This is a genomic window from Embleya sp. NPDC005971 (genome assembly GCF_040629175.1).
Classification (GTDB): Bacteria; Actinomycetota; Actinomycetes; order Streptomycetales; family Streptomycetaceae; genus Embleya.
In genome coordinates this window covers 356,634-371,372 of record NZ_JBEXUX010000001.1, presented here as the reverse complement: position 1 = coordinate 371,372, position 14,739 = coordinate 356,634, and the positions used below count along the sequence as shown (strand labels likewise).

Here is a 14,739-nt window from a genome sequence, read left to right as displayed (position 1 = left end):
CTGGCGGTGCGACCCGGGCCGCTCAGGAACCGTCGGCGGACTGCCGGCGGGTCCACTCGCGCATGCGCTTGGGGTAGCCCACCAGGGCCGCCTCGTACACCGGGATGCCCAGCTTGCGCGCGAGGCCGCGCGCGGCGCCGGGATCGGCGACCCGACGGCGGGTCCACTCGCCGGTGTCGGCGATGAACACCACAGTGGTCCCGCTCAGCGTGGTCACCGGCTCGATGTACGCCTCGACTCCCTTGCGGCTGCGCGCGAACTCGCTCAGGTGCGCCGCCGCAGCGGCGGCCTGCCTGCGATCGGGCGCCTCCGGGCCGGCACCGCGTTTGCGTCGGAACAACCCCACGGGGATTTCCTTCCTGTCGTCGTACGCGCGTGTCCTCCACGTCGGTCCGCCGCGCGGAGGTCGTGATCGTGCCGGAACAACGAGCCGCAACGGCCCGTTGTGCCCCCGATCCGCCATTTCGGCGCGGCCCTTGTGGGACAGGCAACACCGGGGCGGAGTGCTCGGTCGCTCCCGACAAGTGGGAGGATGTTGTACCGGCACTTGAGACCTTCCACAAGAAGGGGGTGCTACCCGCCGCGTCCCGCGCGGGTGGGCATCGCAATCACAGGAGGACGTGACGTGGCGAACGACGCCGGAGCCGTTTTCGATGTAGTCATTCTCGGAGGCGGGAGCGGCGGCTATGCGTGCGCCCTTCGCGCGGCCGAACTGGGTATGCGGGTCGTCCTGGTCGAAAAGGGCAAGCTCGGCGGCACGTGTCTGCACAACGGCTGCATCCCGACCAAGGCGCTGCTCCACGCCGGCGAGGTCGCGGACCAGACCCGTGAGAGCGAGCAGTTCGGCGTCAAGTCGACGTTCGACGGGATCGACATCTCGGCCGTGCACGCGTACAAGGACGGCGTCATCTCGCGCCTGTTCAAGGGCCTGACCGGGCTGATCAAGAGCCGCAACATCACCGTCGTCGAAGGCGCCGGCAAGCTCGTGTCGCCGACCGCGGTCGAGGTGAACGGGCAGCGCTACGAGGGTCGACACGTGGTACTCGCGACCGGCTCCGTGCCCAAGTCGCTGCCGGGCCTGGAGATCGACGGCAACCGGGTGATCAACAGCGACCACGCGCTCGTGCTCGACCGGGTCCCGCAGTCCGCGGTGGTCCTGGGCGGCGGCGTGATCGGCGTCGAGTTCGCCAGTGCCTGGAAGTCCTTCGGTGTCGACGTGACCATCGTCGAGGCGCTGCCGCACCTGGTGGCCCTGGAGGACGAGGCGAGCAGCAAGCTCCTGGAGCGCGCCTTCCGTCGGCGCGGGATCAAGTTCGAACTCGGTTCGCGCTTCGCCGGTGTCGAGTACACCGACGCGGGTGTCCGGGTCTCGCTGGAGAACGGCAAGCAGATCGAGGCCGAGCTGCTGCTCGTCGCCGTCGGTCGCGGCCCGGTCTCGGCGGGCCTGGGCTACGAGGAGGCCGGCGTCGCGATGGACCGCGGCTACGTCCTGGTCGACGAGTACTGCGCCACCAACGTGCCGACGATCTCGGCCGTGGGCGACCTCATCCCCACCCTTCAGCTCGCCCACGTCGGTTTCGGCGAGGGCATCCTGGTCGCCGAGCGGATCGCCGGGCTGAACCCGGTGCCGATCGACTACGCGGGTGTGCCGCGCGTGACCTACTGCGACCCGGAGGTGGCCTCGGTCGGCCTCACCGAGGCGCAGGCGGTCGAGCGTTACGGCTCGGACAAGCTCGCGACGATCAGCTACAGCCTCGGTGGCAACGGCAAGAGCCAGATCCTCAAGACGACCGGCCAGGTCAAGGTCGTCTCGGTCAAGGACGGCCCGGTCGTCGGCATCCACATGGTCGGCGCCCGCATGGGTGAGCTGACCGCGGAGGCCCAGTTGATCTACAACTGGGAGGCCCTGCCGGCCGAGGTCGCCCAGCTCATCCACCCGCACCCGACGCAGTCCGAGGCGCTTGGCGAGGCCCACCTCGCGTTGGCGGGCAAGCCGCTGCACGTCCACGACTGACGACGCGCCCCCAATCGCGCCCCGTCATCCAAGACACACGCCTTGAAGCGTTGAGAAGGAGTCATTGACCCATGCCGGTCTCCGTAACACTGCCCGCGCTCGGCGAGAGCGTGCAGGAGGGCACCATCACCCGCTGGCTCAAGCAGGAGGGTGAGCGCGTCGAGCTGGACGAGCCCCTGCTCGAGGTCTCGACCGACAAGGTCGACACCGAGATCCCCTCCCCCGCCGCCGGCATTCTGGTGTCCATCAAGGCCCAGGAAGACGACACGGTCGATGTCGGCGCCGAACTGGCCGTGATCGACGACGGCACCGGTGCCGCGGCGCCGGCTCCGGCCGCCGCGCCGGCTCAGGAGGCCCCGGCCCCGGCCGCACCGGCTCCGGCCGCGCCCGTCGAGGCCGCGCCGGCTCCCGTCGAGCAGGCCGCGCCCGCCGCCGCGCCCGCCGGTGACGTGCAGGGCACCCCGGTGCTGCTGCCCGCGCTCGGCGAGAGCGTGCAGGAGGGCACCATCACCCGCTGGCTCAAGCAGGAGGGTGACACGGTCGAGGCCGACGAGCCGCTCCTGGAGGTCTCGACGGACAAGGTCGACACCGAGATCCCGGCGCCGATCGGTGGGGTGCTGCTGAAGATCAGCGTCGCCGAGGACGAGACGGTGGAGGTCGGCGCCGAGCTGGCCATCATCGGCGCGCCCGGTTCCGCGCCGGCCGCGGCGCCCGCTCCGGCGGCGCCCGCTCCGGCTGCCGCTCCCGCCCCGGCGGCTCCGGCTCCGGCGGCTCCGGCGGCTCCGGCCGCTGCCGCGCCGGCTCAGCAGGCCGCTCCGGCGCCCGCGCCCACGCCGGCTCCGGCGCCCGCTCCGGCTCCGGTCGCGCAGCCGGCCGCCCCGCAGCTCACCCCGCCGGCCGAGGCGGACGGCGCGTACGTCACGCCGCTCGTGCGCAAGCTGGCCGCCGAGCACAACGTGGACCTGGGCGCGATCGCGGGCACCGGCATCGGTGGTCGCATCCGCAAGCAGGACGTCCTGGAGACGGCCCGCAAGCAGCAGGCGGCCCAGGCCGCCGCCGCGGCATCGGCTCCGGCCGCCGCCCCGGCCGCGCCCGCCGCCAAGGCTCCGGCCGCGGTCGAGCCGTCGCCGCTGCGCGGTCGCACCGAGAAGCTCTCGCGCATGCGCACGGTGATCGCCAAGCGCATGGTCGAGTCGCTGCAGACCTCGGCCCAGCTCACCACGGTCGTGGAGGTGGACGTCACCAACATCGCCCGCCTGCGCGACCGGGCCAAGAACGACTTCGTGGCGCGTGAGGGCGTCAAGCTGTCGTTCATGCCGTTCTTCGCGAAGGCGGCCGTCGAGGCGCTCAAGGTCCACCCGGTCCTGAACGCGTCGATGGACCTGGCCGCCGGCACCGTGACCTACCACGACGCCGAGCACCTGGTGATCGCCGTGGACACCGACCGCGGCCTGATGGTCCCGGTCATCCACAACGCGGGTGACCTGAACATCGCGGGTCTCTCGCGCAAGATCTCCGACCTGGCCGAGCGCACCCGCACCAACAAGGTGAGCCCGGACGAGTTGGCGGGCGGCACGTTCACGCTGACCAACACCGGTTCGCGCGGCGCGCTGTTCGACACGCCGATCTTCCCGCAGCCGCAGGTCGCGATGCTCGGCACGGGCGCGGTCGTCAAGCGCCCGGTCGTGGTCAACGACTCGACGCTCGGCGAGGTCATCGCGGTGCGTTCGATGGTCTACCTGGCCCTGTCCTACGACCACCGCCTGGTGGACGGCGCGGACGCGGCCCGCTTCCTGCAGACGGTGAAGACCCGTCTCGAGGAAGGCGCCTTCGAGGGCGACCTCGGCCTCTAGGACGCGGCGCCGCGGGCACGTCGCGCGGCGGGCGGTCATTCGGCGAAGGCGGTTCGGACATCTCGTCCGGGCCGCCTTCGGCGTTCCGCCGCCCGGTGGGCAAGGATGACGACATGCGTATCGCCGTAACCGGTTCGTCCGGCCTCCTGGGTTCCGCTCTCGTCCGCTCGCTGACCGCCGACGGACACCAGGTGGTCCGGCTGGTCCGCCGGGCCCCCACCGAGCCGGACGAGGTCCGCTGGGACCCGCACGCGGGCACCGTGGACACCGCCGCGCTCGGCCCCGTGGACGCGGCGGTGCACCTGGCCGGCGCCGGCGTCGGCGACAAGCGCTGGACTGCGGCGTACAAGCGCGAACTGCACGACAGCCGAGTCCTGGGCACCGCGGCCGTCGCCCGCGCGCTGGCCGGCCTGAAGCCCACGCCGCGCGTACTCCTGTCCGCCTCCGGAGTGGGCTACTACGGCGACACCGGCGATCGCGAGGTGGACGAGTCGTTCCCGGCCGGCAGCAGCTTCCTGGCCGGCCTGTGCGTCGAATGGGAAGCCGCCACCGCACCCGCCGCCGAGGCCGGCATCCGGGTCGTGCACCTGCGGACCGGGCTGGTGCTCGCCCGTTCGGGAGGCGCGCTGGGGCCGATGTTCCCGCTGGTGAAGGCGGGTCTGGGCGGCCGGCTCGGCTCGGGTCGGCAGTACTGGAGCTTCATCTCGCTCGCCGACGAGATCGCCGCGATGCGCCACGCCCTCGACCACCCCGACCTGGCCGGCCCGGTCAACCTGACCGCCCCGCACCCGGTCACCAACGCCGAGGTGACCAAGGCCCTGGGCCGGGCCCTGCACCGCCCCACCATCCTCCCGGCCCCCGCCTTCGCCCTACGCGCCGTCCTGGGCGAGTTCGGCGCCGAAATCCTCACCGGCCAACGCGCCCTCCCCCGAGCCCTCCTCACCTCCGGCTTCACCTTCACCCACCCCACCATCACCCCGGCCATCGCCGCGGCCCTGACGAACTGACCCCCACAGGGCACACGAAAAAGACCGCCGACCGCGCTGTCCGCAGCGGTCGACGGCCTCGTCTTCCATCGGGCTCACCCCTGGTGGTGCTTCGATCCGGAATCCGCCCCCTACCGAGGGGGGTCAGCCGTACGCGCGTCCGGAGCGTCGACTGTTTCCGGGTGATCCCGAGAGCCGGGATCGGTGCCCCGGTTCAGTTCGCACCGCACCTGCCGCCAGGCACGAATGATCTGTGGCAATCGCGACAGCACCTCTGTGATCTGCGTAAGGAGCAGCGTGACGCAGCCGAAGGCGGCAAGGATGACGAGGGTCATCTCGTCCCACTTCACAGGGCTCCGTCCTCTCGCTGTCCGGTCGGAACCCCGATCGTCGATTCGTCGTAGGTCGCAGTTGTATCGGTATTTTTAAACATGTCGATACCTCGTGCCGCCCCGGCCGGCGTGTCGGGTCACGTACCCGGTGAACCGCTGATGTCGGTATGCGGAGTCGGGGACCACACCCCTGTGCGACTTCCTCGGGTGCCGGGGCCCGGAGGAAAATGTCGCCCGCCGACTCTCCGGGAGCCGGGTGCATCAATGCTTCGTTCCGGTGCAAGGACCTACCCGACTCGGGTCTGTCAAGGAACGGGTGAGCCGAGTGGGTGCGCTAGCCGAAAAGGGCCCGGCGGGAAATCCAGTCGAGAGCGTCCGCACCCAGGCGGTCCGGAGCTTCGTGCAACGCGGCCTCCACCGCCGCGAGGTCGGTCAGCGCCTCCGGGGCGTCCGACCGATCCGCCGCAGCGAGACGCTCCATCGCCGAGGTGACGGCAGCCGACCATCCCGGCATGCCGAAGTGTGTGGACGCGGTGAACGCCGCCGACATGGCTCGGTGCAACAGCCCCGCGCGCCAACCCTGTTTACGCATCATCTCCGCGGTGAACCAGACCCGGTCGTCGATGTGCCGAACGAACTCGGCCCCGGATTCGGACATTGTTCGCAATACAAAGCGGGAGCCGCCGGCCCACGGCAGGTCCAGATTCGAGGCGACGGCCACGAACGCGAGCAGCGCCTCCGGACCGTCGTCCCGGGCGGCCACCAACGACGCGCGAGCTCTGCGGTAGAGATCGACGCTCTGTGCGAAAACCTCCCCGTCACTCGGCCCGTCATCGGCCGCATGGATCTCGTCCAGCGGCCCCTCGCGCCATGCGTCGGAGACCAGACCGACCGCAGCGGCGTTCAAAAGCACGTCCGTGTCGTCCGCATCGATGCCGAAGTGGGCCAAGACGGTGGGGGCTTGTTCCTCGATGTCCATCGGCAGGGAACGCTCCTCCTCGGACTCGGTCCTCCCCACGAGAGATGCGAGCCTGGATGACAATGGTTCGGGCTGCGGCTTCTCCACGGTGATCCCGTGCTCGACCAGATCGTCGAAGACGGCGTCAGGCCCACAGTCGATGTGTGTGGAGTCATGACGTCCCGAACAACTTTCCGGGCACTCGAACTCCTCGCACATCTCCGGTTCGTCGGGCTGTACCTCGTTGATCAGGTGATAGGCGAGTCGCTCCGACACTGCCTCGCGCGCCGTAATCATCGCCAGGTCGAGCCGGAAGGCCTCGTCCTTCAACTCCGAGAGCTCGCGATCCACCGAGGCGGGCGGTTCCGGCACTTCCGGAACCCAGGTGTACGCGGACTCGAGCGAGATCAGCAGCCATGCGACCCGCAGTGCCGCGGTGTCGTCGCCCCGGGCCAGGTCGGCCACGGCCTCGGCAGCCTGCCGCACGCTGACGAGCCGACCGAGATGGCGTTCTCGCACCGGCATCCAGGCCGCAGCCTCCGCTCGTGCCCGCTCGGCATCCTGGACCCGTGCGGCGTCGCGGGTCCGTCGCGCCCGGGTGACCGACCGGGTCAGACAGGGGCGGCACCCGAACAGCCCGGACGTCGGTGTCGGCCCGAGCGGTATGGCGGCGAGGTCCTCACCGAACGAATCGTCGCAGAGACAGCAGTCCAGCCCACCCACGTGTCGCGACGTGGGCATGTTGGGCAAGGCGGCGCGGATGGTGGCATGGGCATAGGCAGGGATATGCATACGGGGCAACTCCTCGGAGGTGGGCGCTCCTTCGGCGCCTCCTCCATGCTGACCTCGCCGATCGGCCACAAGTCACGGTTTGGCGGGCGCAACGGCGAACTTGACGAATACTGACTCGGCCCTGGCCTGCGACTTCTACCGTGTTGGCGAAACTTGACACCGCAAGCACGGAGGAATCCCCTTGGCAGCGTCCAACAGCACACCCCAACCGACGGGTTCACACCGCGAGTTGGTCGAGGCATTACAGGAACTGCACCGCGCGGCAGGACGCTCGAGCTTTCGCAAGGTGAGCACCCTCATCCGCAGCCGCGACGACCAGTTGTCGGACGCCAGCCATGAAACCGTGCGCTCTGCCGTCAACGGGATACGGGTGCCGCGCTGGGAGACCGTCCACGACATCGTCGTGGTCCTCGCCGGGCTGTGCAGCCCACCCCGGGACGAGGAGTCCGAGACAGCCAGGTTCCTGCCGCTGTGGCGCGCGATCGGTGAGGGAGAATCCGGCGCGCTGAAGTCGTTCCAGGAGCTCGTCAACAGCGGCTGGGGAGGTGAGGACGGCAAGTGGACACCGGAGCAGGTCATGGGCGTGGTGATCAACCCCTTCAGTGCCATCGAGATCCATCCGTCGCTCGCCGTGCCGCACGAACCACTGATGTCGGAGGACGATTGGGTCCGCATCATGGCTCGGCAAATCGAGGAACAGGGAGTCGAACACACGCTGCGGGTCCTGCTGCACATGCTGAAAGGTGACTACGTCGGGGCGGAGGAGGGCGCGCCGTACGGCTACGGCAATCCCGACCGCGAGGCCATCAATGCGCAGGCAGCTTTCCGATATGGGTGCCAGGAGATCCTCCGGCGGCTGGGCCGAGAGCCCAACCTTCTCGCGGAATCGATCCGCGCCATGCGCGCCGACGAGACGATGGACCGAGACGAACGAGCGGAGATGCTGGAAAACGAGTCGGACCTGAGCTTGATGCGCGAGGTGATGATCGTGACTCCGGAAACCTGGGATGAGGTGTCGGAGGGAGCACATCACATGATCTTCGGCTATCTGATCAAACAGATCGGCCCGGTTGGCCCGTTCGGACTGCCCGATGCCGAGCGGTTCGGGATTGTCTGGCGCATCCCCGAAATACCTGCGGCGTAGCCGACACGCCAGGGCCCATCGGCGAAGTCAACGATGGGCCCTGAGGGGATTCGAGTTGCTGTCCGGCACATGCAAGCAAGAACGTACTTTCGGGCCGGCCTGAAGCCGTAGGTCTCGAGGAACTCTTCGGTTCCGGTCGATCGCACTCCGCAAGGGCCTGCATGACGGCGTCGCGGGTCAGCTCCCCGATTTTCATTGACCGAGTCTTGCAGCGGAACGGGGTCGGGTGCCACAGCCCGCACACGGAATCCCGTCAACGCCGAGACGGCCCCGGGACTCGTGGTCTCCGGGGCCGTCTCGGGGCCGTGCAGCGTTGCCCGACGCCGACCAACGACGACCCACTGATGGGCGGCCGGGTTGGTCAGGGAGCCTGTACGGCTCGGCGACGCGGGTCGCTTGCTCCGACGATTAAATGTCGAAGTAGAGTTCGAACTCGTGCGGGTGCGGGCGCAGGCGGACCGGGTCGATTTCCTTGGTGCGCTTGTATTCGATCCAGGTGTCGATCAGGTCCTGGGTGAAGACGCCGCCTTCGAGGAGGTACTCGTGGTCGGCTTCCAGCGCGTCGAGGACCTCGGCGAGGGTGCCGGGGACCTGGGGCACGGCCTGGTGCTCGTCGGGGGCCAGTTCGTACAGGTCCTTGTCGACCGGCTCCAGCGGCTCGATCTTGTTCTTGATGCCGTCCAGGCCCGCCATCAACTGGGCGGCGAAGGCCAGGTACGGGTTGGCCGACGGGTCCGGGACGCGGAACTCGACGCGCTTGGCCTTGGGGTTGCTGCCCGTGATCGGGATGCGGATGCAGGCCGAGCGGTTGCGCTGCGAGTAGACCAGGTTGACCGGCGCCTCGAAGCCCGGGACCAGGCGGTGGTACGAGTTCACCGTCGGGTTGGTGAAGGCGAGCAGCGACGGGGCGTGCTTGAGCAGGCCGCCGATGAAGTAGCGGGCGGTGTCGGACAGCCCCGCGTAGCCCTGCTCGTCGTAGAAGAGCGGCGAGCCGTCGGTCCACAGCGACATGTGGCAGTGCATGCCCGAGCCGTTGTCACCGAAGATCGGCTTCGGCATGAAGGTCGCGGTCTTGCCGTTGCGCCACGCGACGTTCTTGACGATGTACTTGAACAGCATCAGGTCGTCGGCCGCGGCCAGCAGCGTGTTGAACTTGTAGTTGATCTCGGCCTGGCCGGCGGTGCCCACCTCGTGGTGCTGGCGCTCGATCTCCAGGCCCGCGGCTTCCAGCTCCAGGGAGATCTCCGCGCGCAGGTCGGCGAAGTGGTCGACCGGCGGGGTCGGGAAGTAGCCGCCCTTGTAGCGGACCTTGTAGCCGCGGTTGTTCTCCTCCGCACCGGTGTTCCAGGCGCCCGCCTCGGAATCGATGTGGTAGAAGGACTCGTTCGCGCCGGTCGAGAAGCGCACGCTGTCGAACACGTAGAACTCGGCCTCGGGGCCGAAGTACGCCGTGTCGGCGATCCCGGTGCCGGCGAGGTAGCGCTCGGCCTTCTTCGCGACGTTGCGCGGGTCGCGGCTGTACTCCTCATCCGTCAGCGGGTCGTGGATGAAGAAGTTGATGTTGAGCGTCTTGTCCTTGCGGAACGGGTCGAGCCGCGCCGTGGACAGGTCGGGGCGAAGCGCCATGTCCGACTCGTGGATCGCCTGGAAGCCGCGGATCGAGGATCCGTCGAACGCCAGCGTCTCGGTCGGGTCGAACGTCTTCGCCGGGACCGTGAAGTGCTGCATCACGCCAGGCAGGTCGCAAAAACGAACGTCGACGAACTTGACGTCGTTGTCGGCGATGTATCGCGACACCTCTTCGGCGTTGTTGAACATCAATCCTCCTCGACCCGGCGCCAGGCGCGGGTAGTTGCGTTCGCGGGGAGCGGCCTCCTCCCCGGTGGCCACTAGGCCATGAAGGTAGGCGGGAGCGGTTTCCCGTCGGTGTCCCTCGTGTTTCCGGGATGTTACGCACACACCCGTACGGTCTAGCCCGTCTTGCCTGGATGCATGCCCATGATCAACCTCCTCACGCGCACCCCGGGGCGGGTGAATCGGCCCGGCTCGTCTACTTTGGACGGGTGGACGAGAACACGACCGCATCGCGGAAACAGGCCCCCGGGGCGGCGGCCGAAGACTTCGGCTACCGCGGCAAGCGTCTCGGGCTGCCCGAGGACGGACCCAACTCGCTCGCGCCGACCGGACGCAGGCTAATCGCCCTGCTGATCGACTGGAGCATCTGTTACATCATCGCACTGTCCTTCCTGGGCGGCGGCGACCTCAACGACCCCGGGACGAGCTGGGGCACCCTCGCCCTGTTCGCCGCCGAGAACCTGCTCCTGGTGAGCACGATCGGCTGGACCTTCGGTAAGCGCATCATGGGCATCCGGGTGGTGTCGGTCACCCGCGACACGCTGTTGCCGCTCGCGGTCGTGGTGCGCACCTTCCTGCTGTGCCTGGTGATCCCGCCGGCGATCTACGACCGGGACGGGCGCGGGTTCCACGACAAGGCGGTCGGCACCGCCGTGGTGCGCGCGTAGCTCGTAAGCCACCCGGGCCGGGTAGCCCATACGGGACGGCGAATGCGCCGGGTGGGTGACAACGGAAAGAGCGGCGGCGATCCGGTTCGGATCGCCGCCGCTCTCGTGTGTGATCGGGTGGGGACGGGGTGTCGCCGCCGTGTCGCGCGGGGTGGGTCAGCCGCGCGGGCCGCGCGGCATGCGCGCGCCCTTCGGCATCGGGCCCTTGGGCACCGGCATGTTCTTCATCAGGTCGCCGACCGCGCGCAGACGGTCGTTGACCACCGCGACCTCGGGCTTGGCCATGGTCGGCGACAACTTCATGATGTGCCGCTGCAGCTTGAGCAGCGGGACCTGACCCTCTTCGTTGCCGACGATGATCGTGTGCACCGTGGTGCTCGCCACCAGGCGGGACATCCGCTTCTTCTCATCGGCCAGCAGTCGCGTCACGCGACCGGGCTGGCCCTCGCCCACCAGGATGATGCCGGGGCGACCCACGGCGCGATGGACGACATCCTGCTGGCGGGTGATGGCCACGGTGGGGGTCACGACCCAGCCACGCTTGAGTGACTGCATGACCGCCAACGCGGCGCCGGGCTGGCCCTCCATCTGGCCGAGCACCGACTTCTCGGCCCGTCGTCCGAAGATGAAGGCCGCCGCGAGCAGACCCACGAGGGCACCGAAGATGCCCAGGTAGATCGGATGTCCCCACCAGAAGCCGATGGCCAGGAGTACTGCGAATACGCCCAGGCCCCAGGCCGCCACAATCAAGCCGACCCACGGATCGGCCTTCTTCGTCTGCTGGTAGGCGAGCCGGATCTGCTTCAGCCGGCCGCTCTTCTCGGTTGGTTCCTTGCTCGCCATGTGAAAAGGATACTGGCGTGTCATCCACCCGGGACAATGCCTGCCGACAGCTTGTCCGAACCTTCATGCGCGCGGCGCAGCGGTACGGCCGCCCGCCGCGGGTGAACCCCCGGTGAACGGCCGTACGGCGATCCACGCGTCAGTGCGAGCCGGCGCCCGGGGCCGGCTTGACCGGGGCGAGCCGGGCCAGGATCTCGGAGGCCTCGGCGCGGGCGCGGGCGCGATTGCGGTCGGCGCACACGGCCGCCCACGCGTTGCGTCGTGCGGTGCGCTGACCGCCCTCGAACATCAGCACGGTCTCGACGGCCCGGAAGACCCGGCCCACGGTCGCCCGGCGGGCCGCGGCGCCGCGGTCGAACGCGTCGCGCAACACCGAGGCGTTGCCCTGCTGCCTGTCCTGCATCACGTCGTCCCCCTACCTGTTCTCGGTGCGAAGGTTCGCCGCACTGCGGCCGACTCTCGCAACAATGTGTTACCAAACGATGACGTCCGGGTCAAACCGACGTGAAAGTCTGCATACCTTCGCCCGAAGCGGAGCGGGACTCGCGCACTTCCAGGGCCTGGCGGTAGAGCCGGCCCGCGCGGTACGACGAGCGGACCAGGGGTCCGGAGAGCACACCCGCGAAGCCGATCTCCTCGGCCTCCTCGTTCAGCTCGACGAACTCCTCCGGGCGCACCCAGCGCTCGACGGGGTGGTGCCGCACGCTCGGCCGCAGGTATTGCGTGATGGTCAGCAGCTCGCAGCCGGCGTCGTACAGGTCCTGCATGGCCTGGCTGACCTCGGCGCGCTCCTCGCCCATGCCCAGGATCAGGTTGGACTTGGTGACCAGGCCGTCGGCCCGGGCCTGGGTGATCACGTCGAGCGAACGCTCGTAGCGGAAGCCGGGTCGGATGCGCTTGAAGATGCGCGGCACCGTCTCGATGTTGTGCGCGAGCACCTCGGGACGGGACGAGAACACCTCGGCCAACTGGTCCGGTTGCGCGGTGAAGTCCGGGATCAGCAGCTCCACCCCGGTGCCCGGGTTCAGCTCCTTGATCTGGCGGACCGTCTCCGCGTACAGCCACGCACCGCCGTCGGGCAGGTCGTCGCGGGCGACGCCGGTGACGGTCGCGTACTTCAGCCCCATCGCCTGGACCGACTCCGCGACGCGGCGCGGCTCGTCACGGTCGAGCTCGGCCGGCTTGCCGGTGTCGATCTGGCAGAAGTCGCAGCGCCGGGTGCACTGATCGCCGCCGATCAGGAAGGTCGCCTCGCGGTCCTCCCAACATTCGTAGATGTTGGGGCAACCGGCCTCCTCGCACACCGTGTGCAGTCCCTCGCGTTTCACGAGTTGCTTGAGCTCGGTGTACTCGGGGCCCATCTTCGCCCGGGTCTTGATCCACGAAGGCTTGCGCTCGATGGGAGTCTCCGCGTTGCGGACCTCCAGGCGAAGCAGCTTGCGGCCGTCGGGTGCGACAGCGGACACGCGCGACTCCCTTTGCTCGGGGCAGCCTGCGGGGCGGGACAGACTGCGGAGGGCCCGTCAGGATGATCCGGGCCCGTGGTGGGGCGGTGCGTCCAGAGTACGCCGAGCGATTCGGGCCTCCGGACGGCCCATCGGGTGGCAACCGGGACGAACCCGGGTGGATTCCCCGGATGCCGGATTCGGTACGAGGCGTGCGTCACGCGGGCCGGTGTACGGGCCGGTGTGCGGGCCTCACACGCTCACGGACGCGAACACCTCGGCCAGGTGCTTCTCGGCCAGCGGCAGCACCTCGGAAACGGTGACCTCGCGGCCCAGTTCGCGACTCAGCGAGGTGACGCCGGCGTCCTTGATGCCGCACGGCACGATCCGGTCGTAGTACGTCATGTCCGCGTCGCAGTTGATCGCGAAGCCGTGCATGGTCACCTTGCGCGAGACCCGGACGCCGATCGCCGCGAGCTTGCGGTCGTCGCCGCGCTGGCCCGCGTTGGAGGGCGCGTACTCCGGGCCGGCCAGGCGCGGGTCGAACTCCGGGTGCAGGCGCGGGTCGGGCGCGGCCACCAGGCGGTCGTCCAGGCGCAGGTCGAGCCCGCCGACCGGGGCCGGGCTCGGCGGCACCGCGTCGCCCAGGACCCAGACCCCGCTGCGACCCTCGATCCGGGTGGTCTCCAGACCCAGCTCGGCGCAGACCCGGATCAGCGCCTCCTCCATCCGACGCACGTGCGCGACCACGTCGACCGGCTCGGGCAGCCGCACGATCGGGTAGCCGACGAGTTGGCCGGGGCCGTGCCAGGTGATCTTGCCGCCCCGGTCCACGTCGACCACGGGGGTGCCGTCCATCGGGCGTTCGGAGGGGTCCGTGCGGCGACCGGCCGTGTACACCGCGGGGTGCTCCAGGAGCAGGCAGGTATCGGCGGACTCCCCGCTCACCACCTGCGCGTGCACGCGGCGCTGCTCCTCCCAGGCGGCCTCGTACGGAACGGCGGCGGCGCCGAGGCCCAGGTGCACGAATCGCAAGAAGTTGGTCACGCGCACCAGCGTACGACGGGGCCGAACGTCACCGATGGCCGGCGTCGAGCCCGCGGACCGTGCAGGTCACGCCGGTGAAGGTGCAGCCGATCGCGGCGACTCGGCCGTACAGCCCGAACTCGATCACCGCGCTGGCTCCGGGGGCCAACGGGCCGTTGCCGCGCGCGGTGGCGACCCCGCGATCGGTGCTCGTGCGCATGCCCTCGCCCCACAACATGGTGAAGCCGCTCTGTCGGCCGGACGTGGTGAGGGTCAGGTCCCAGGCGGGCAGCGGTCGTGTGGTGCGGTTGGTGATGACCACCGTGCCGTCGACACCCCAACCGGAATCGGTCACCCGGGCGTCGACGGAGATGTCCTTGGGGCCGGTGGTGGCCGGCGGTGCCGGGACGGACGGGGCGATCGAGGCGGGCGGCGCGGTGGAGCGGGCCGCCGTGGGGCCGGTACCGGCGGTCGCGCTCGCCGAGGCGGACGGTGACCGCCCGGCCGACCTGGTCGGGCTCGCGCCCGGCGACGAGGTCGCGCCCGGGCTTGTCGGGACGGTGCGGGGCAGCGGGTAGGCGGGCGCGGGCAGCGGCAGGTTCAGGTCGTTCGGAATCGCGCGCTTGCCGCCCTTGTCGTCGCCCGAACCGGAGAACAGGAAGACGCCACTGGTGAGCAGCAGGCACACGAGTGCGACCACGGCCAGGGGGATCACGATCCCGCGGGCGGTGTCGTCGGGCTGCCGGGTCACGCGTGCGCTTCCTTCGAGTGGGTGCGGCCGCGGGGGCGGGCCGCGGGACGGGTCGTCGGTCGGATCCGGCCGG

At 69.7% G+C, this 14,739-nt stretch carries 13 protein-coding genes; 5 read left to right on the top strand and 8 right to left on the bottom strand.

Annotation, left to right across the window (positions count from 1 at the left end):
- Positions 1 to 22: 22 nt before the first annotated feature.
- The gene (locus ABZ374_RS01545; RefSeq protein WP_360304897.1) at positions 23 to 346 is read right to left on the bottom strand and encodes a hypothetical protein; all 324 of its coding nucleotides are present in this window, start codon (positions 344 to 346) and stop codon (positions 23 to 25) included.
- A 279-nt stretch (positions 347 to 625) separates the two neighbouring features.
- On the opposite strand from ABZ374_RS01545, the gene lpdA reads away from it, so the two are divergent.
- From lpdA to ABZ374_RS01530, 3 genes are all read left to right on the top strand, one after another.
- Positions 626 to 2,014: a dihydrolipoyl dehydrogenase gene (gene lpdA, locus ABZ374_RS01540; RefSeq protein WP_360304895.1), complete on the top strand. Its 1,389-nt coding sequence runs from the start codon at positions 626 to 628 to the stop codon at positions 2,012 to 2,014.
- Positions 2,015 to 2,085: 71 nt separating this feature from the next.
- A complete protein-coding gene (gene sucB / locus ABZ374_RS01535) occupies positions 2,086 to 3,867 on the top strand; it encodes a 2-oxoglutarate dehydrogenase, E2 component, dihydrolipoamide succinyltransferase (RefSeq protein WP_360304893.1) in 1,782 nt (593 codons plus the stop codon).
- A gap of 113 nt (positions 3,868 to 3,980) precedes the next feature.
- The gene (locus tag ABZ374_RS01530; protein ID WP_360304891.1) at positions 3,981 to 4,874 is read left to right on the top strand and encodes a TIGR01777 family oxidoreductase; all 894 of its coding nucleotides are present in this window, start codon (positions 3,981 to 3,983) and stop codon (positions 4,872 to 4,874) included.
- Between the two features lie 645 nt (positions 4,875 to 5,519).
- Here ABZ374_RS01530 and ABZ374_RS01525 read toward each other — a convergent pair.
- Complete coding sequence (locus tag ABZ374_RS01525) at positions 5,520 to 7,004, bottom strand: hypothetical protein (protein WP_360304889.1); 1,485 nt, start codon at positions 7,002 to 7,004, stop codon at positions 5,520 to 5,522.
- Between the two features lie 217 nt (positions 7,005 to 7,221).
- Between ABZ374_RS01525 and ABZ374_RS01520 the strand changes: the two genes are divergently transcribed.
- The gene (locus ABZ374_RS01520; RefSeq protein ID WP_360304887.1) at positions 7,222 to 8,079 is read left to right on the top strand and encodes a hypothetical protein; all 858 of its coding nucleotides are present in this window, start codon (positions 7,222 to 7,224) and stop codon (positions 8,077 to 8,079) included.
- Between the two features lie 408 nt (positions 8,080 to 8,487).
- On the opposite strand, the gene glnA is transcribed toward ABZ374_RS01520, so the two are convergent.
- Positions 8,488 to 9,897: a type I glutamate--ammonia ligase gene (gene glnA, locus ABZ374_RS01515; RefSeq protein ID WP_360304885.1), complete on the bottom strand. Its 1,410-nt coding sequence runs from the start codon at positions 9,895 to 9,897 to the stop codon at positions 8,488 to 8,490.
- A gap of 245 nt (positions 9,898 to 10,142) precedes the next feature.
- Here glnA and ABZ374_RS01510 point away from each other — a divergent pair, with 245 nt between their 5' ends.
- On the top strand, positions 10,143 to 10,601 hold the full coding sequence (locus ABZ374_RS01510; RefSeq protein ID WP_360304883.1) for an RDD family protein: 459 nt from the start codon (positions 10,143 to 10,145) through the stop codon (positions 10,599 to 10,601).
- A gap of 156 nt (positions 10,602 to 10,757) precedes the next feature.
- Here the strand turns inward: ABZ374_RS01510 and ABZ374_RS01505 are convergent, their stop codons facing one another.
- The 5 genes from ABZ374_RS01505 to ABZ374_RS01485 all read right to left on the bottom strand — a co-directional run bounded on the left by ABZ374_RS01505 (position 10,758) and on the right by ABZ374_RS01485 (position 14,666).
- The gene (locus ABZ374_RS01505; RefSeq protein WP_360304881.1) at positions 10,758 to 11,444 is read right to left on the bottom strand and encodes a DUF4191 domain-containing protein; all 687 of its coding nucleotides are present in this window, start codon (positions 11,442 to 11,444) and stop codon (positions 10,758 to 10,760) included.
- Between the two features lie 139 nt (positions 11,445 to 11,583).
- The gene (locus ABZ374_RS01500) at positions 11,584 to 11,850 is read right to left on the bottom strand and encodes a hypothetical protein (RefSeq protein ID WP_360304879.1); all 267 of its coding nucleotides are present in this window, start codon (positions 11,848 to 11,850) and stop codon (positions 11,584 to 11,586) included.
- Between the two features lie 88 nt (positions 11,851 to 11,938).
- Complete coding sequence (gene lipA, locus ABZ374_RS01495; protein ID WP_360304877.1) at positions 11,939 to 12,910, bottom strand: lipoyl synthase; 972 nt, start codon at positions 12,908 to 12,910, stop codon at positions 11,939 to 11,941.
- A gap of 231 nt (positions 12,911 to 13,141) precedes the next feature.
- The gene (gene lipB, locus ABZ374_RS01490) at positions 13,142 to 13,936 is read right to left on the bottom strand and encodes a lipoyl(octanoyl) transferase LipB (protein WP_360304875.1); all 795 of its coding nucleotides are present in this window, start codon (positions 13,934 to 13,936) and stop codon (positions 13,142 to 13,144) included.
- Between the two features lie 28 nt (positions 13,937 to 13,964).
- Positions 13,965 to 14,666 (bottom strand): hypothetical protein, encoded by a 702-nt coding sequence (locus ABZ374_RS01485; RefSeq protein ID WP_360304873.1) that lies wholly within the window; start codon positions 14,664 to 14,666, stop codon positions 13,965 to 13,967.
- Between the last annotated feature and the right edge of the window lie 73 nt (positions 14,667 to 14,739).